Origin of the sequence: Pseudonocardia nantongensis, assembly GCF_046546495.1 — a bacterium.
GTDB lineage: Bacteria > Actinomycetota > Actinomycetes > Mycobacteriales > Pseudonocardiaceae > Pseudonocardia > Pseudonocardia nantongensis.
In genome coordinates, this window is sequence record NZ_JBKGXT010000034.1 from 25,525 (window position 1) to 42,705 (window position 17,181).

Below are 17,181 nucleotides of genomic sequence, written 5' to 3' on the forward strand. Positions count from 1 at the left end.
CACCCGCCCGACCTGGTCGGGAACCCGTTCGCGGCACCCCTCTAGGATCGGGGCACCATGAGTGACGACGGTACGAGCCCGCTGGACCCGGACGCGCTGAAAGCCGCGGTGGAGGCCGCCCGGGTGGCGTTCGAGGACGCCTCCGACCTGGACGCGCTGGCCGCGGCCAAGCCCGCCCATCTCGGTGACCGGGCCCCGATCCCGATGGCCCGCCGCTCGCTCGGGCAGCTGCCCGGCCCGGAGCGCGCCGACGCCGGCAAGCGGGTGAACGCCGCCCGCCAGGAGGCACAGGCCGCGTTCGACGAGCGCCGTGCCGTCCTCGCCGCCGAGCGCGACGCCCGGGTGCTGGCCGAGGAGACCGTCGACGTCACGCTGCCCTGGGACCGGCGCCCGCGCGGCGCCCGGCACCCGATCACCCAGCTCTCCGAGCGGATCGCCGACATCTTCGTCGCGATGGGCTGGGAGATCGCCGAGGGCCCCGAGGTCGAGGCGTCCTGGCTGAACTTCGACGCGCTGAACTTCGGCAAGGACCACCCGGCCCGCACCATGCAGGACACCTTCTACCTGGGTGACGCCGCGCAGGGTCAGGACTCCGGCACCGTGCTGCGCACGCACACCTCGCCGGTGCAGGTCCGGTCGCTGCTGGAGCGCGAGCTGCCGGTGTACGTGGCCTGCCCGGGCCGCACCTTCCGCACCGACGAGCTGGACGCCACGCACACGCCGGTCTTCCACCAGGCCGAGGGCCTGGCCGTGGACACCGGTCTGACCATGGCGCACCTCAAGGGCACCCTGGACGCGTTCGCCCGGGCCATGTTCGGCCCGGAGGCCGGCACCCGGATGCGACCGTCGTACTTCCCCTTCACCGAGCCGTCCGCCGAGGTGGATCTGTGGTTCCCGCAGCGCAAGGGCGGTCCCGGCTGGGTCGAGTGGGGTGGCTGCGGCATGGTCGACCCGGATGTGCTGCGGGCCACCGGCGTCGACCCGGAGGTGTACTCCGGCTTCGCGTTCGGCATGGGTATCGAGCGCACCCTGCAGTTCCGCAACGGCATCCCCGACATGCGCGACATGGTCGAGGGCGACGTCCGCTTCTCGACCGCTTTCGGCGTCTGAGCCGCCACCACCGCTACCTGAGGAGTACCGAGCAGTGCGCGTGTCCGCCTCCTGGCTCGCCCGGCACATCGACCCGGCGGCCCTTCCGACGTCTCCCGAGGACATCGGCGAGGCCTTCGTCCGGGTCGGGCTGGAGGTCGAGGAGATCCATCCGGCCCCCGAGGTCACCGGGCCGGTGACCGTGGCCCGGGTGGCCGAGATCGAGGAGCTGACCGGCTTCAAGAAGCCCATCCGGTACTGCCGGGTGGACTTCGAGGCCCGGGGAGACGGAACGGCCCGGTCCCGGCACGTCGTCTGCGGCGCGACCAACTTCGTCGTCGGCGACCTGGTGGTCGTGACCGAGCCGGGCGCGGTGCTGCCGGGCGGTTTCGCGATCGCCGCGCGGGAGACCTACGGGCACACCTCGGACGGCATGATCGCCTCGGCGCGCGAGCTCGGCCTCGGCGCCGACCACGCCGGGATCCTGGTGCTGCCGCCCGGCACCGCCGAGCCCGGCGCCGACGCGCTGGAGGTCCTCGGCCTGTCCGAGCCGGTGATCGAGCTGGCCGTCACCCCGGACCGCGGGTACTGCTTCGCCGTCCGTGGGCTGGCTCGCGAGCTCGCCACCTCGCTGGACGCCGACTTCACCGACCCGGTCGCCCGGGTCACCGTCCCGGACGCGACCGGGGACGCCTGGCCGGTCCGTATCGACGACGCCGAGGGTTGCGCCCGGTTCGTGCTGCGGCGGGTGGACGGCGTCGACCCGGCCGCGCCGAGCCCGTGGTGGATGCAGCGCGCCCTGCTCTCGGCCGGGATGCGGCCGATCTCGCTGATCGTCGACGTCACGAACTTCGTGATGCTCGACCTCGGCCAGCCGCTGCACGCCTACGACGCCGCCCGGGTCACCGGGACGATCGCCGTGCGGCGGGCCGCGGCGGGGGAGGAGGTCGAGACCCTCGACGGCCGGACCCGCCCCCTCGACGTCGACGACCTGCTGATCACCGACGACTCCGGGCCGGTCGGCCTGGCCGGGGTGATGGGCGGGGCGTCCACGGAGATCCCGGAGCTCGCGTCGCTGGGCGACGGGGCGCGGGTGGACGTGCTGCTGGAGGCCGCGCACTTCTCCGCACCGGTGATCGCCCGCGGCGCCCGCCGGCACAAGCTGCCCAGCGAGGCGTCCCGCCGGTTCGAGCGCGTCGTCGACCCGGCGTTGCCGCCGGTCGCGGCGGAGCGCGCCGCGCAGCTGCTGGTCGAGCTGGGCGGCGGCACGCTCGCCGCGGGACGCACCGACGAGGGCGGCGTTCCGGCCGTGCCGCCGGTGCGGATGCCGCTGGCGCTTCCCGACCGGGTCGCCGGTGTCGGCTACCCGCGCGGGGCCACCGTCCGCCGGCTCACCCAGGTCGGCTGCGCGGTGGAGCTGGACACCGGCGCCGACGGCCAGGGCCAGGTCGTCGCGACCCCGCCGACCTGGCGGCCCGACCTGCGCCGGCCCGCCGACCTGGTCGAGGAGGTGCTGCGCCTGGAGGGCTACGACACGATCCCCTCGGTCCTGCCGGCCGCCCCGGCAGGACGCGGGCTCACCCCTGCCCAGCTCCGCAGGCGTGCGGTGTCCCGGGCGCTCGCCGAGGCCGGGCACGTCGAGGTGCTGCCGTTCCCGTTCCTCTCCGACGCCGTCTGGGACGACCTCGGGCTGCCCGCCGACGACGAGCGCCGGCGCACCGTCGCGGTCACCAACCCGCTGGACGCCGAGCGGTCCCGGCTGGCCACGACGCTGCTGCCGGGCCTGCTGGACATGCTGGTGCGGAACCGGTCCCGGGGGTCCGAGGATCTCGCGCTGTACGCGATCGGGCAGGTCGTGCAGCCGCAGGAGCACCCGCCGGCGATGCCGGACCCGGCCGTCACCGGCCGCCCGTCCGACGACGAGTACGCCGCGATCCGGGCCGCGTTGCCCGTCCAGCCGACCCACGTCGCCGTCGTGCTGGCCGGCAGCCGCGAGCCGCGCGGCTGGTGGGGCCGCGGCCGCCCGGCCGGCTGGGAGGACGCCGTCGAGGCGGCCCGGCTGACCGGTGCCGCCGCCGGGGTGGAGCTGCGGTCGCGTCGCGGCGAGCGTGCGCCCTGGCACCCGGGGCGGTGCGCCGAGCTGGTCGTCGAGGGCACCGACGTCGTGGTCGGGTACGCGGGGGAGCTGCACCCCAAGGTCGTCGAGGGGTTCGGACTGCCCGCCCGCACCGCCGCCGTCGAGCTGGACCTGGACGCGATCCCGCTGCGGGAGAACCTGCCGGTCCCGGCGGTGTCGGTGTACCCGCCGACCGCCGTGGACGTCGCGCTGGTCGCGCCCGAGCAGGTGCCGGCGGCGGACGTCGCGGACGCGTTGACCGCGGGCGCCGGGGAACTGCTGGAGACGGTGCGGCTGTTCGACGTCTACACCGGTGACCAGGTCGGGGAGGGGAACCGCTCGCTCGCGTTCTCGCTGCGGTTGCGCGCCCCGGACCGGACGCTGACCAGCGAGGAGGCGAACGCGACCCGGGACGCGGCGGTGGCCGAGGCCGCCCGCAGGCACGCGGTCGCGCTGCGCTGACGGCCTCCGGCGACCGCGCACCGGTGATCGCTCGTCGGGCGGTCGATGCGGTCACCGTTGTCCACGGTCGCCGCCCGATCGTCGATCACCGGCCCCGGCTCAGCGGGCCAGGGCGGCGACGGCCGAGCGCGCGGCGGCCCGCCACTGCTCGTCCGACGGGGCCCGCCCGGCGACGGCGACGGTGACCAGGTGCCCAGCGGTGCCGAGCTGCATGGTCGGCCCGCCGACGGTCTCCACGAGTGCCGCCGTCGTGCCGTTCCCCGTGCCGGCCAGCGGCCGGGATCCGGTGGCCGCTCGCAGGTGGCCGGCCGGGGTGGTCAGGTTCGTGGTGTAGACGTTCACCGCCACCGTGGCCGACCCGCCGACCGCGAAGCAGGACCGCGCCCGGCTGCCGTCCGGGCGGCCGACCTCGGCGTTCGACGCCGGTGCCGCCGGCGCGGTCCCGAGCAGCCCGGCCAGCGCGTCCGCCCGGACCAGGCACTCGTCGGGCAGCACGTCCGCGGTCAGCGGGGCGACCTCGACCGGGGCAGCCGGTGCGGCGGCACGGGGTCCCGGGACTCGGTCACCTGCTGCCGGGATGCCGCCACCGGGGCCGGGGGCGGCCGGCGTCGTGGGGCGGGTGGCGGGGGAGTCGCCGGCGTCCGGTGCCGCGACGGGCCGGCGGGGGTGGCCCTCCGGGACCTCGGAGGTCGGGCCGACCTCGACCGGCGGAACCGTACGCGTGGCCGGCCCGCCGCCGTACCGGCCGGGACCGGGTTCCGGGGCGACCGGAGGCGGCGTCACGGCCGCCGGACCCTGCCCCTCCGGCCACGGCCTGCCCTCCACCGAACCCGCGCACCCGGTGAGCGACAGCGCGACCGACCCGGCCAGCGCCATCGCGAGAAGGCTGCCCGCCACCCGGCTCGTCCGCACCGCCCGGAGGCTAGGGTCCGGGCGCGCCGGGGCCGGGCGTTCGCGGGCGCCGGATCACGATCGTGAACCGCGTTGCATGGATTTCCGTTCAGGTGCATAATCATCCACGTGGTACGCATCGCAGTGGCGGGAGCCAGTGGGTATGCCGGAGGGGAACTGCTCCGGTTGCTGCTGGCGCATCCGCAGGTGGAGATCGGCGCCCTCACGGCCGGCGGGAACGCCGGCAGCCGGCTGGGCGAGCATCAGCCGCACCTGACCCCGCTCGCGGACCGCGTGCTGGGCGAGAGCACCGCGGAGAACCTCGCCGGGCACGATGCGGTGTTCCTCGCGCTCCCGCACGGCCACTCCGCAGAGATCGCCGCGCAGCTCGGCGAGGACACCCTGGTGGTCGACTGCGGGGCGGACCACCGGCTGACCGACGCCGCGGCCTGGGACCGCTGGTACGGCGGCGAGCACGCCGGGCACTGGCCCTACGGGCTGCCCGAACTCCCCGGGGCCCGGGAGCGGCTGGTCGACTCACGCCGGGTCGCCGTCCCCGGTTGCTACCCGACCGGCACCAGCCTCGCGCTCTTCCCGGCCCTGGTCGCCGGCCTCGTCGAGCCGGACGTCGTGATCACCGCGGTGACCGGCACTTCCGGGGCGGGCCGGTCGCTCAAGCCGCACCTGCTCGGTGCCGAGGTGATGGGCTCGCTGTCCGCGTACGGCGTCGGCGGTGCGCACCGGCACACCCCGGAGATCGCGCAGAACCTGGGTGGCGCCCTCGGTTCACCGGTCTCGGTCAGCTTCACCCCGGTGCTCGCGCCGTTGCCGCGGGGCATCCTCGCCTCCTGCTCGGCCCCGCTGACCAACCCGTCGACCGACGCGACCACCGTCCGGCAGGCGTACGAGAAGGCCTATGCCGGTGAGCCGTTCGTCCGGGTGCTGCCGGAGGGGGCCTGGCCGACGACCGCGCAGACGCTCGGCTCGAACATGGTCGCGCTCCAGGTCACGGTCGACCCGGACGCGCGGCGCCTGGTCGCGGTCTCCGCGATCGACAACCTGACCAAGGGCACCGCGGGTGGTGCGGTGCAGTGCATGAACCTGGCGCTCGGCCTGCCCGAGACCGCAGGCCTGCCGACGACGGGAGTCGCACCGTGACGGGGAACGAGGGGGTCACGGCGGCGGCCGGCTTCCGGGCCGCCGGGATCGTGGCCGGGCTGAAGAAGTCCGGGAAGGCCGACCTCGCCCTGGTCGTCAACGACGGGCCGCGCTTCGAGGCGGCCGGGGTGTTCACCCGGAACAAGGTCAAGGCCGCCCCGGTGCTGTGGTCGCAGCAGGTGCTGACGACCGGGGTGCTCCGCGCTGTGGTGCTCAACGCCGGCGGTGCGAACGCCTGCACCGGGCCGGAGGGGTTCCAGACCGCGCACGCCACCGCGGAGAAGGCCGCCGAGGTCCTCGGATGCGGCGCCGTCGAGGTCGCGATCTGTTCGACCGGCCTGATCGGCGAGCAGCTCCCACGGGACACCGTGCTGGCCGGGGTGGCGAAGGCGGCGGGCGAGCTGGCCGGCACGCCCGAGGCGGGTACCGCGGTGGCCGGCGCGATCATGACGACGGACACCGTCCCGAAGCAGGCGGCGGAGACCGACCCGGCGGGCTGGACCGTCGGCGGCACCACCAAGGGCGCCGGGATGATCGCCCCGTCGATGGCGACCATGCTCACCGTGATCACCACCGACGCCGTGCTGCACCAGCGCGACCTCGACGCCGCGCTACGGACGGCGGTGCATTACAGCTTCGACCGGCTCGACGTCGACGGCTCGATGTCGACGAACGACACCGTGCTCCTGCTGTCCTCCGGCGCCTCGGGCGTCGCGGCCGACCCGGACGTGTTCACCGGCGCGCTGACCCGGGCCTGCCAGGATCTCGCACGGCAGATGCAGGCCGACGCCGAGGGCGTGAGCAAGCGGATCTCGGTGCGCGTCACCGGCGCCGCCACCGAGGACGACGCCGTCACCGTGGCCCGCACCATCGCTCGGGACGCGCTGGTCAAGACCGCCATGTTCGGGTGCGACCCGAACTGGGGCCGGGTCGCCGCCGCCGCCGGTTACGCCGACGCCGAGGTCGATCCGGACCGGCTGGACGTCACGATCAACGGGGTGCTGCTCTGCAAGGGCGCCGTCGTCGCGGGCGACCGGGCGGCGTGCGACCTGTCCGGCAAGGACGTGCTGATCGAGGTCTCGCTCGGGCTCACCGGCGGGGCCGAGGCCAACACCGCCGAGATCCGCACCACCGACCTGTCGCACGCCTACGTGGAGGAGAACAGTGCCTACTCCTCCTGAGCCCGCTGTCCCCGCCACTGCCTCGGCCGAGCAGGCCGCGCAGCCGCAGGTCGCCGCGTCGCCGGAGACCCCGGCCCGGCTGAAGCGGGCGGGGGAGAAGGCCGCGGTGTTGGCCGAGGCGCTGCCCTGGCTGCAGCGCTTCCACGGCCGGATCGTCGTCGTGAAGTACGGCGGCAACGCGATGATCGATGACGAGCTGAAGCAGGCCTTCGCCCGGGACATGGTGTTCCTGCGGCTGGCCGGGATCCACCCGGTCGTCGTGCACGGCGGCGGCCCGCAGATCAGCGCCATGCTCACCCGCCTCGGCATGCCGGGCGAGTTCCGCGGCGGGCTGCGGGTCACCACCCCGGAGACGATGGAGATCGTCCGGATGGTGCTGTTCGGCCAGGTCGGCCGGGAGCTGGTCGGCCTGATCAACGCGCACGGTCCGCTGGCCGTGGGGCTGTCCGGGGAGGACGCCGGTCTGTTCACCGCCGAGAAGCGGACCGCGCTGGTCGGCGGCGAGCCGCTGGACATCGGCCTGGTCGGTGACGTCACGCGGGTCAATCCGGACGCGGTGCTCGACATCATCGCCGCGGGCCGGATCCCGGTCGTCGCGGGTGTCGCACCGGATGCCGACGGGCAGGTGCACAACGTCAACGCCGACAGCGCGGCCGCGGCACTCGCCGGCGCGCTGGGTGCGGCGAAGCTGGTGGTGCTCACCGATGTCGAGGGGCTCTACGCGAACTATCCCGACCCGGACTCGATCATCACCTCGCTGACCGCGGACCAGCTGGAGCCGATGCTGCCCCGGTTGGAGAGCGGGATGGCACCGAAGATGGAGGCATGCCTGCGTGCCGTCCGCGAGGGCGTCGGGCAGGCGCACGTGATCGACGGGCGGGTGCCGCACTCGGTCCTGCTCGAGGTCTTCACACACGAGGGCGTCGGGACGATGGTGCTGCCCGACGACACCGGGGGAACGACGCCAGGGGGAACATCGTGAGCACGCACGCCCAGCGGTGGCAGGCCGCGCTGATGAACAACTACGGCACCCCGCCGCTGACGCTGGTCCGCGGCGACGGCGCCCAGGTCTGGGACGCCGAGGGTCGCCGATACCTGGACCTGTACGCCGGGATCGCGGTGAACGCACTGGGCCACGCCCACCCGGGGACCGTCGAGGCCGTCTCCGAGCAGGTCCGCACGCTCGGCCACACCTCGAACTTCTTCATCACCGAGCCGGCACTGCAGCTCGCCGAGCGGCTGCAGGCGCTGCTCGACCGTGAGGACGCCCGCACCCTGCTGTGCAACTCGGGCACCGAGGCGAACGAGGCCGCGTTCAAGATGGCCCGGCGGACCGGCCGGCCGGAGATCGTCGCATGTGAACAGGCCTTCCACGGCCGGACGATGGGGGCCCTCGCGCTCACCGGGCAGCCGGCCAAGCGGGCCCCGTTCGAGCCGATGCCCGCCGGGGTCACGCACATCCCGTTCGGCGACGTCGCGGCGCTGGACGCGGCCGTCACCGAGAACACCGCGGCGGTCTTCCTGGAGCCGATCCTCGGCGAGGCCGGGGTGATCGTCCCGCCCGAGGGCTACCTGGCCGAGGCCCGCCGGATCACCGCGGAGCGGAGCGCGTTGCTGGTGCTCGACGAGGTGCAGACCGGGATCGGCCGCACCGGGCACTGGTTCGCGCACCAGGCGCACGGGATCGCCCCGGACGTCGTCACCCTGGCCAAGGGGCTCGGCGGCGGCCTCCCGATCGGCGCCTGCATCGGCATCGGTGACGCGGGGGCGTTGCTCGAGCCGGGTCAGCACGGCACCACCTTCGGCGGCAACCCGATCGCGTGCGCCGCGGCACTGGCGGTGCTGGACACGATCGCCACCGACGGGCTGCTGGGGCACGTCGACCGGCTCGGCAAGGAGATCCGGAGCCGGATCGAGGGCCTGGGACACCCGCTGGTCTCCGACGTCTCCGGCGCCGGGCTGCACATCGGGGTCGGGCTCACGGCGCCGGTCGCCGCGCAGGCCGCGACCGCTGCCCGGGACGCCGGCCACCTGATCAACAACGCCACCCCGGAGCGCCTGCGGATCGCCCCCGCCCTCACCCTCACCGACGACGAGGCGGCCGAGTTCCTCGACGCCCTGCCGGGAGTCCTGGACGCGGCCGCGGCGGAGCACGAGGGGCAGGGCAACTGATGGTCCGCCACCTGCTGCGTGACGACGAGCTGTCGCCGGCCGAGCAGGCCGAGGTGCTCGACCTCGCCGATCGGCTCAAGGCGGACCGGTTCGCCGAGCGTCCCCTGGCGGGGCCGAAGGCGGTCGCGGTGCTGTTCGACAAGTCCTCCACCCGCACCCGGGTGTCGTTCGAGGCGGGGGTCACCCAGCTCGGCGGCTCCGCGGTGATCCTGGACGGCACCACCAGCCAGCTGGGCCGCGGCGAGACGATCTCCGACACGTCCCGGGTGCTGTCCCGCTACGTCGACGCCATCGTCTGGCGGACCTCCGGCCAGGAGCGGATCGAGGAGATGGCCGCGGCCGCGACCGTCCCGGTGGTGAACGCGCTGACCGACGCGTTCCACCCCTGCCAGGTCCTCGCCGACCTGCAGACGATCCGGGAGCGGTGCGGCCGGCTCGCCGGGCTGACCCTGACCTACCTCGGTGACGGTGCCAACAACGTCGCGCAGTCGCTGCTGCTCGGCGGGGTCACCGCCGGGCTGCACGTGCGGATCGCGGCCCCGGCCGGGTTCACCCCCGACCCGGCGGTGCTGTGCGACGCGAAGGCTCGGGCCGAGACCACCGGCGGGTCGGTGACGGTCGTCGCGGACCCGCACGCCGCCGTGGCGGGCGCAGACGTGCTGGTCACCGACACCTGGACGTCGATGGGGCAGGAGAGCGACGGGCTGGACCGGGTGGCCCCGTTCCGGCCGTACCAGGTGAACGCCGAGCTGCTCGGCCGTGCCGCCCCCGGTGCGATCGTGCTGCACTGCCTGCCCGCGCACCGGGGAGACGAGATCACCGACGAGGTGATCGACGGTCCGGCCAGCGCGGTCTGGGAGGAGGCCGAGAACCGGCTGCACGCGCAGAAGGCGCTGCTCACGTGGTTGCTGCGGGCATGAGTGACGGTGAGCGGGAGCGGCGGTCGGCGAATGCGAGCCGGGCGGCGCGCCAGGCCCGGATCATCGACGTGCTGTACCAGCGGGCGGTGCACAGCCAGCCCGAGCTGATCGTGCTGCTCGACCAGCTGCACGGCATCGAGACCACCCAGGCCACGCTGTCCCGGGACCTCGACGAGCTGGGTGCGGTGAAGCTGCGCGGCCCGGACGGCGGGGCACCGGTGTACCGCATCCCGGAGGACGGCAGCCCGGTGCGCGGCGTCGAGGGCGGCACCACCCGACTGGGTCGGTTGATGGGGGAGCTGCTCGTCTCCGCCGACGCGAGTGGCAACCTTGCGGTCCTGCGGACTCCCCCGGGAGCCGCGCACTACCTGGCCAGCGCGCTGGACCGGGCCGCACTGCACGACGTCGTCGGCACGATCGCCGGGGACGACACGATCATCGTGGCCGCACGAGAGCCCCGCACCGGGGCCCAACTCGTCGCGCTCCTGCGCGAACTGTGAGAAGGAGCAGCATCCGTGAGCAAGGTCCTGAGCTCCCTTCCCGAGGGCGAGCGCATCGGCATCGCGTTCTCCGGAGGCCTCGACACCTCCGTGGCGGTCGCCTGGATGCGGGACAAGGGCGGGATCCCCTGCACCTACACCGCTGATCTCGGTCAGTACGACGAGTCGGACATCGCCGGGGTGCCTCCGCGGGCGAAGGAGTACGGCGCGGAGATCGCCCGCGCGGTCGACCTCAAGCCGCAGCTGGTCGAGGAGGGGCTGGCGGCACTGGCGTGCGGCGCGTTCCACCTGCGCTCCGGAGGCCGGACGTACTTCAACACCACGCCGCTGGGCCGCGTCGTCACCGGGACGTTGCTGGTGCGGGCGATGCAGGCCGACGGCGTGAACATCTGGGGCGACGGGTCGACGTTCAAGGGCAACGACATCGAGCGGTTCTACCGCTACGGCCTGCTGGCCAACCCTCGCTTGAGGATCTACAAGCCGTGGCTCGACGACGAGTTCGTGCAGGAGCTGGGCGGACGCGACGAGATGAGCCGGTGGCTCACCGCGCACGGGCTGCCCTACCGGGACTCGGCGGAGAAGGCGTACTCCACCGACGCCAACATCTGGGGTGCGACGCACGAGGCCAAGACGCTCGAGCATCTCGACGTGTCCCTGGAGACCGTCGAGCCGATCATGGGTGTGAAGTTCTGGGACCCGGCGGTCGAGATCGCGACCGAGGACGTCGCGGTCACGTTCGAGGCCGGGTGTCCGGTGGCGATCAACGGCAAGCGGTTCGCGAACCAGGTCGACCTCGTGCTGGAGGCCAACGCCATCGGCGGGCGCCACGGCCTGGGCATGTCCGACCAGATCGAGAACCGGATCATCGAGGCGAAGTCGCGTGGCATCTACGAGGCGCCCGGGATGGCGCTGCTGTTCATCGCCTACGAGCGGCTGCTCAACGCGATCCACAACGAGGACACCGTCGCCAACTACCACAACGAGGGCCGCAAGCTCGGGCGGCTGCTCTACGAGGGGCGCTGGCTCGACCCGCAGGCGCTGATGGTGCGCGAAGCGGTCCAGCGCTGGATCGCCTCACTGGTGACCGGCACGGTCACGCTGCGCCTGCGCCGTGGTGAGGACTACTCGATCCTCGACACCGAGGGCACCGGCTTCTCCTACCACCCGGAACGGCTCTCGATGGAGCGGGTCGAGAACCCGGCGTTCGGACCCACGGACCGGATCGGCCAGCTCACGATGCGCAACCTCGACATCGCCGACTCCCGCGCCAAGCTGGAGGCCTACGCCGACCAGCCGCAGGAACAGGGGACCGTGCTCGTCGAGCACGGCACGCTGTTCGGTGAGCTGCCGTCGGGCGGGTTCGACCGGATCGCGGCCGCCCGCGAGGGCTCCGACGGCTCCGGCGTTGCTCGCGAGACGTCGCTCGACGAGGCCGCCCTGGAATCGGGTACCGACTGATGGCCGAGGGAAGGCCTGCCGGAACGAGCACCGGCTCGAGCTCCGGGTTGTGGGGCGGCCGGTTCGCGACCGGGCCGGCCGACGCACTGGCGGCGCTGAGCAAGTCCACGCACTTCGACTGGGCGCTGGCCCCCTACGACATCCGGGGCTCGAAGGCGCACGCCCGGGTGCTGCACCGCGCCGGGCTGCTGTCGGACGAGGAACTGTCCGGCATGCACAAGGCCCTCGACGAGCTGGCCGCCGACGTGGCCTCCGGTGCGTTCGGCCCGGCACCCGGCGACGAGGACGTGCACACCGCGCTGGAGCGCGGCCTGATCGAGCGGGCCGGCCCGGACCTCGGCGGCAAGCTGCGCGCCGGGCGGTCCCGCAACGACCAGGTCGCCACCCAGTTCCGGATGTGGCTGCGCGACGCGGCCCGCCGGGTCGCGGCCGGGGTGCTCGACGTCGTCGACGCCCTGGTCGCCCAGGCCCAGGCACACCCCGCGACCGCCATGCCCGGCCGTACCCACCTGCAACACGCCCAGCCGGTGCTGCTCGGCCATCAGCTGGCCGCGCACGCGCACGCATTGCTGCGCGACGTGGACCGCCTCCGGGACTGGGACCGGCGCGCCGCGTACTCGCCGTACGGTTCCGGGGCGCTGGCCGGGTCCTCGCTCGGGCTCGACCCGGAGGCGGTCGCGACGGAGCTCGGTTTCACCGGTTCGTCGGCGAACTCGATCGACGGGACGGCGTCGCGGGACTTCGCGGCCGAGGCCGCGTTCGTGCTCGCGATGATCGGCGTGGACCTGTCGCGGCTGTCGGAGGAGGTCATCGTCTGGGCCACCGCCGAGTTCGGCTACGTCACGCTCGACGACGCGTTCTCCACCGGCAGCTCGATCATGCCGCAGAAGAAGAACCCCGATGTCGCCGAGCTTGCCCGGGGCAAGTCCGGTCGTCTGGTCGGCAACCTGACCGGGCTGCTGACCACCCTGAAGGGCCTGCCGTTGGCCTACAACCGGGACCTGCAGGAGGACAAGGAGCCGCTGTTCGACTCGGTCGCCCAGTTGGAGCTGCTGCTCCCCGCGGTGGCCGGGATGACAGCGACCCTGACCTTCCACACCGACCGGCTGGCCGAACTGGCCCCGGCCGGGTTCACCCTGGCCACCGACGTCGCCGAGTGGCTGGTCCGGCAGGGCGTGCCGTTCCGCGTCGCGCACGAGGCTGCCGGGGGTTGCGTCCGGACGGCCGAGGCCCGCGGCGTCGGTCTGGAGGATCTGACCGACGACGAACTGGCCGCCGTGCACCCCGCGCTGAACCCGAGTGTGCGCGAGGTGCTGACCGTGGAAGGCTCCATCGCGTCGCGGAACGCACGGGGCGGCACGGCGGCGGACCGCGTCGCCGAGCAGCTGGCCGCCCTGCGCTCCGAGTCCGAGGCAGCGAGAGAGTTCACCGGAGGAACCGCATGACCGACCCGGCAACCGCCTACGAGGAGCTCAGGGCCGCGGGCCTGAAGCTGGACCTGACACGGGGCAAGCCGTCGTCCCAGCAGCTGGATCTCGCCGCCGGACTGCTCGACCAGCCCGGTGCCGGTCAGCACCTCGCCGCGGACGGCACCGACACCCGCAACTACGGCGGCGGGCAGGGACTGCCCGAGCTGCGGGAGATCTTCGCGCCGTTCCTGCAGGTCCCGACCCCGCAGCTGATCGCGGCGAACAACTCCAGCCTGGAGCTGATGCACGACACCCTGGTGCACGCGTTGCTGTCCCCGCTGCCCGGCGCCCCGACCCGCTGGGTGGATGCCGGCCGGGTGGCCTTCATCGCGCCGGTGCCGGGTTACGACCGGCACTACGGCGTGTGCGAGCGCCTGGGCATCGACCTGGTCACCGTCGGGATGACCGAGGACGGCCCGGACATGGACGAGGTCGAGCGGCTGGTCGCCGGCGACGCGTCGATCAAGGGCATCTGGTGCGTGCCGAAGTACTCGAACCCGGACGGCGCCGTCTACTCCGACGAGGTCGTGCGCCGGCTGGCGTCCATGCCGACGGCGGCCCCGGACTTCCGGATCATGTGGGACAACGCCTACGCGGTGCACCACCTGACCTCCGACGAGGTCGAGATCGCGGACGTGCTGGCCCTGGCGGCCGAGGCGGGCAACCCGGACCGGCCGTTCGTCTTCGGCTCCACCTCGAAGATCACCTTGGCCGGTGCGGGCGTGGCGTTCCTGGGCGGCTCGCAGGCCAACGTCGACTGGTGGCTGAAGCTCACGTCGAAGAAGAGCATCGGCCCGGACAAGGTCAACCATCTGCGGCACGCCCGCTTCCTGCGGGACGGTGCCGGGCTGCGCGCGCACATGAGCGCGCACCGGGAGCTGATCGCGCCAAAGTTCGCGATGGTGGAGCGGCTGCTCTTGGAGGCGTTCTCGGACACCCCGGGGGTGAGCTGGACGACGCCGAAGGGTGGCTACTTCGTCAGCCTCACCGTTCCGGACGGGCTCGCCTCCGAGGTCGTCCGGCTCGCCGGCGAGGCCGGGATCGCGCTGACCCCGGCCGGGGCGACGCACCCGTACGGCAAGGACCCGCAGGACGCGGTCATCCGGCTCGCCCCGACGCTGCCGCCGCTCGACGAGATCGAGCGCGCGATGGCCGGCGTGGTGACCTGCCTGCAGCTGGCGCTCGCGCGGCGCTGAGCGGAGTCGAAATCGGCGCTGAGGCGGGACACGAGACCTCGGTTCCGGGACCCGGCCGGTCCGACCGGCCGGGCCCCGGCGCGTTGCTGGACCGTAGCGAGCTGACCGGGGACGTGTTGCCCGCCGCGGCCCGGTTGCTCGGCTGCCGGCTGGAGGCCGACACGCCGGAGGGGACCGTCGCCGTCCGACTGGTCGAGGTCGAGGCCTACCGGGGCCGGGACGACCCGGCGTCGCACTCCTACCGCGGCCGCAGCCCGCGCAATGCGGTGATGTTCGGCCCGGCCGGGCACCTCTACGTCTACTTCGTCTACGGGCTGCACTTCTGCGCCAACGTGACCTGCCTGACCGACGGCGAGCCCGGCGCGGTGCTCCTGCGCGCCGGGGAGCTGCTCACCGACCCGGGCGCGGCCCGGGTCCGGCGGCCGACCGCCCGGCGCGACGTCGACCTGGCCCGTGGGCCGGCTCGCCTGGCGTCGTTGCTCGGGCTGGGACGCGACGACAACGGTCGCGACGTCACGGACCCGTCCTCGCGGGTGCGTCTGGTGGCCGGCGAGCCGTTGCCGGACAGCGCGGTCCGTACCGGCCCCCGGGTCGGGGTCGGGACCGCCGAGGAGCTGCCGTGGCGCTTCTGGGTCGACGGTTCCCGGGCCGTGAGTGCGTACCGGCAGGGCACCCGGTCCCGGCGCGGCCGGACTCGCTGAACCCGGATGCGGCCCGCCGCGCGCGGCGACGATGATGGGCGGCGTGGGCACGGACATCCTCGAGGACCTGGAGTGGCGCGGTCTGATCGCGCAGAGCACCGACCGGGACGCGCTGGCGAAGGAGCTCGCCGGCCCCGAACCGGTCACCCTCTATGCCGGTTTCGACCCGACCGCGGCCAGCCTGCACGCCGGTCATCTGGTGCAGATGCTGACGCTGCGGCGTTTCCAGGAGGCGGGGCACCGGCCCGTGATCCTCGCCGGTGGCGCCACCGGGATGATCGGCGACCCGCGTGAGGCGGGGGAGCGGAACCTGCACGACGCCGAGACGGTCGCGCAGTGGACCGGCCTCATCCGCGGGCAGCTCGAGAAGTTCGTGACCTTCGACGACTCGCCGACCGGTGCGCTGACGGTCAACAACCTGGACTGGACCGGCAACCAGACCGTGCTGGAGTTCCTGCGTGACCTGGGCAAGCACTTCCCGGTGAACACGATGCTCGCGCGGGAGACGGTCAAGCGCCGGCTCGCCGCGGACGGCATGTCCTACACCGAGTTCAGCTACCTGCTGCTGCAGTCGCAGGACTACCTGCAGCTCTACCGGGATCTCGGCTGCCGGCTGCAGATCGGGGGCTCGGACCAGTGGGGCAACATCGTCGGGGGGGTGGAGCTGGTCCGCCGGATCGAGGGCGCGCACGTGCACGCGCTCACCACACCCCTGGTCACCGACTCCGAGGGCCGCAAGTTCGGCAAGTCGACCGGGGGCGGGAACGTCTGGCTGGACCCGGAGCGGACCTCGCCCTACGCCTGGTACCAGTACTTCGTGAACGTCGCCGACGCCGACGTCCTGAAGTACCTGCGGCTGTTCACCTTCCTGGACCGCGCGGAGGTCGACGCGCTGGCCGCGGAGCTCGTCGAGAAGCCGCACCTGCGCAGCGCCCAGCGCAGGCTCGCCGCCGAGCTGACGACGCTCGTGCACGGCGCCGAGCAGACCCGCCAGGTGACGACAGCCAGCCAGGCACTGTTCGGCCGGGCCGAGCTCGCCGAGCTCGACGCCGACACGTTGGGCGCCGCGCTCGCGGAGGTGCCGACCGCGGAGAGCGCGGGCGCCGACACGATCGTCGAGCTGCTCGTCGCCACTGGCCTCACCGAGAGCAAGAGTGCTGCCCGTCGTGTCGTGAAGGAGGGCGGGGCGTACGTCAACAACGTGAAGGTGACCGACGAGGAGTGGGTGCCCGGATCCGCGGACGCCCTCGGCGGCGGCTGGCTGGTCGTGCGACGCGGCAAGCGCAGCCTGGCCGGCGTCCGCCTGGTACGCGGGTAGATCCGTTCTGAGCTGCGGAGACGCCGGAGAGGGGACCCCCCTGTACGACGCCCCGGAGCGGTCCTGTAACTTTCTCTTTGTCGCCAGGACGGGACGGACCGAACAAGACACAGAGCGAGGCTGGCCGAAAGGCCAGGGACGCGAGGGTCCGGCCCGGAGGGGACATCCCCGGAACTCCACTACGGTGGAGATCCGAAGCCCGGAGCAGGGGTTGACTCTGCCCTCCGGCACAAGTAGCATAGAAGAGTTGCCTCCGACAGGGAGCAACTCAGACGCCCCGGGGTGACGGTCGCGAGGTCCGGTCCCCCGAGTGCGGGTGTCCTTTGAGAACTCAACAGTGTGTCGAGCTATTTTTGGTTTGGCGTTTTTGTGCCAGATTGTTTGGTCATGGGTCTGACCCCGTCGGGTCTGTGACTGTGTTTCTTTGTCAGGGTTTTTGTTGGAGAGTTTGATCCTGGCTCAGGACGAACGCTGGCGGCGTGCTTAACACATGCAAGTCGAGCGGTAAGGCCCTTTCGGGGGTACACGAGCGGCGAACGGGTGAGTAACA

At 73.3% G+C, this 17,181-nt stretch carries 14 protein-coding genes and 1 rRNA gene; 14 read left to right on the plus strand and 1 reads right to left on the minus strand.

Annotation, left to right across the window (positions count from 1 at the left end):
- The first annotated feature begins 57 nt into the window (after positions 1-57).
- Together pheS and pheT are read left to right on the plus strand one after the other, a co-directional pair.
- Positions 58-1,110: a phenylalanine--tRNA ligase subunit alpha gene (gene pheS, locus ACLFMI_RS25965; RefSeq protein WP_410950592.1), complete on the plus strand. Its 1,053-nt coding sequence runs from the start codon at positions 58-60 to the stop codon at positions 1,108-1,110.
- Positions 1,111-1,144: 34 nt separating this feature from the next.
- Entirely contained in the window at positions 1,145-3,667 is a 2,523-nt protein-coding gene (gene pheT / locus ACLFMI_RS25970) for a phenylalanine--tRNA ligase subunit beta (RefSeq protein WP_410950593.1), read from the plus strand.
- A 99-nt stretch (positions 3,668-3,766) separates the two neighbouring features.
- Here pheT and ACLFMI_RS25975 read toward each other — a convergent pair whose 3' ends face one another.
- Positions 3,767-4,579: a hypothetical protein gene (locus tag ACLFMI_RS25975; protein ID WP_410950594.1), complete on the minus strand. Its 813-nt coding sequence runs from the start codon at positions 4,577-4,579 to the stop codon at positions 3,767-3,769.
- Between the two features lie 102 nt (positions 4,580-4,681).
- On the opposite strand from ACLFMI_RS25975, the gene argC reads away from it, so the two are divergent.
- From argC to ACLFMI_RS26035, 12 genes are all read left to right on the plus strand, one after another.
- Positions 4,682-5,716: an N-acetyl-gamma-glutamyl-phosphate reductase gene (gene argC / locus ACLFMI_RS25980; RefSeq protein ID WP_410950604.1), complete on the plus strand. Its 1,035-nt coding sequence runs from the start codon at positions 4,682-4,684 to the stop codon at positions 5,714-5,716.
- Complete coding sequence (argJ, locus tag ACLFMI_RS25985; RefSeq protein WP_410950595.1) at positions 5,713-6,897, plus strand: bifunctional glutamate N-acetyltransferase/amino-acid acetyltransferase ArgJ; 1,185 nt, start codon at positions 5,713-5,715, stop codon at positions 6,895-6,897. Before argC ends, argJ begins: the two co-directional genes overlap by 4 nt.
- 79 nt (positions 6,898-6,976) lie before the next feature.
- Complete coding sequence (argB, locus tag ACLFMI_RS25990; protein ID WP_410950605.1) at positions 6,977-7,879, plus strand: acetylglutamate kinase; 903 nt, start codon at positions 6,977-6,979, stop codon at positions 7,877-7,879.
- Positions 7,876-9,069 carry an acetylornithine transaminase gene (locus ACLFMI_RS25995; RefSeq protein ID WP_410950596.1) on the plus strand — a complete coding sequence of 398 codons (1,194 nt, stop codon included), beginning with the start codon at positions 7,876-7,878 and terminating at the stop codon, positions 9,067-9,069. Before argB ends, ACLFMI_RS25995 begins: the two co-directional genes overlap by 4 nt.
- The gene (gene argF / locus ACLFMI_RS26000) at positions 9,069-9,989 is read left to right on the plus strand and encodes an ornithine carbamoyltransferase (protein ID WP_410950597.1); all 921 of its coding nucleotides are present in this window, start codon (positions 9,069-9,071) and stop codon (positions 9,987-9,989) included. The genes ACLFMI_RS25995 and argF overlap by 1 nt, the downstream gene beginning before the upstream one ends.
- On the plus strand, positions 9,986-10,489 hold the full coding sequence (locus tag ACLFMI_RS26005) for an arginine repressor (protein WP_410950598.1): 504 nt from the start codon (positions 9,986-9,988) through the stop codon (positions 10,487-10,489). The genes argF and ACLFMI_RS26005 overlap by 4 nt, the downstream gene beginning before the upstream one ends.
- 15 nt (positions 10,490-10,504) lie before the next feature.
- Entirely contained in the window at positions 10,505-11,947 is a 1,443-nt protein-coding gene (gene argG / locus ACLFMI_RS26010; protein WP_410950599.1) for an argininosuccinate synthase, read from the plus strand.
- Complete coding sequence (gene argH, locus ACLFMI_RS26015; protein WP_410950600.1) at positions 11,947-13,392, plus strand: argininosuccinate lyase; 1,446 nt, start codon at positions 11,947-11,949, stop codon at positions 13,390-13,392. The genes argG and argH overlap by 1 nt, the downstream gene beginning before the upstream one ends.
- The gene (locus tag ACLFMI_RS26020) at positions 13,389-14,612 is read left to right on the plus strand and encodes an aminotransferase class I/II-fold pyridoxal phosphate-dependent enzyme (RefSeq protein WP_410950601.1); all 1,224 of its coding nucleotides are present in this window, start codon (positions 13,389-13,391) and stop codon (positions 14,610-14,612) included. The genes argH and ACLFMI_RS26020 overlap by 4 nt, the downstream gene beginning before the upstream one ends.
- Before the next feature lie 86 nt (positions 14,613-14,698).
- Positions 14,699-15,313, plus strand: a complete 615-nt coding sequence (locus ACLFMI_RS26025; protein ID WP_410950606.1) for a DNA-3-methyladenine glycosylase — start codon at positions 14,699-14,701, stop codon at positions 15,311-15,313.
- Between the two features lie 43 nt (positions 15,314-15,356).
- The gene (gene tyrS / locus ACLFMI_RS26030; protein WP_410950602.1) at positions 15,357-16,631 is read left to right on the plus strand and encodes a tyrosine--tRNA ligase; all 1,275 of its coding nucleotides are present in this window, start codon (positions 15,357-15,359) and stop codon (positions 16,629-16,631) included.
- A 436-nt stretch (positions 16,632-17,067) separates the two neighbouring features.
- Positions 17,068-17,181, plus strand: a 16S ribosomal RNA gene (locus ACLFMI_RS26035); the annotation flags it as partial.